The sequence below is a fragment of the Bacillus sp. GS3m_15504 genome (genome assembly GCF_055825275.1).
On the sequence record NZ_JBVVNL010000038.1, the window covers coordinates 1 to 256 of the forward strand.

Here is a 256-nt window from a genome sequence, read left to right on the forward strand (position 1 = left end):
TGAATACAGTCTGGTAATGATGGCAGAGAGGTCACACCCGTTCCCATACCGAACACGGAAGTTAAGCTCTCTAGCGCCGATGGTAGTTGGGACCTTGTCCCTGTGAGAGTAGGACGTTGCCAGGCAAATGGAGGATTAGCTCAGCTGGGAGAGCACCTGCCTTACAAGCAGGGGGTCGGCGGTTCGATCCCGTCATCCTCCACCATTTAGCCGACTTAGCTCAATTGGTAGAGCAACTGACTTGTAATCAGTAGGT

Annotated in this window: 1 tRNA gene and 1 rRNA gene; both read left to right on the top strand. The window is 52.7% G+C overall.

What is annotated here, in order from left to right:
- Nucleotides 1–9: 9 nt before the first annotated feature.
- A 5S ribosomal RNA gene (gene rrf, locus AC0L0O_RS30085) occupies nucleotides 10–125 on the top strand.
- A gap of 4 nt (nucleotides 126–129) precedes the next feature.
- Nucleotides 130–205 (top strand) — tRNA-Val (locus AC0L0O_RS30090).
- The last annotated feature ends 51 nt before the right edge of the window (nucleotides 206–256 follow it).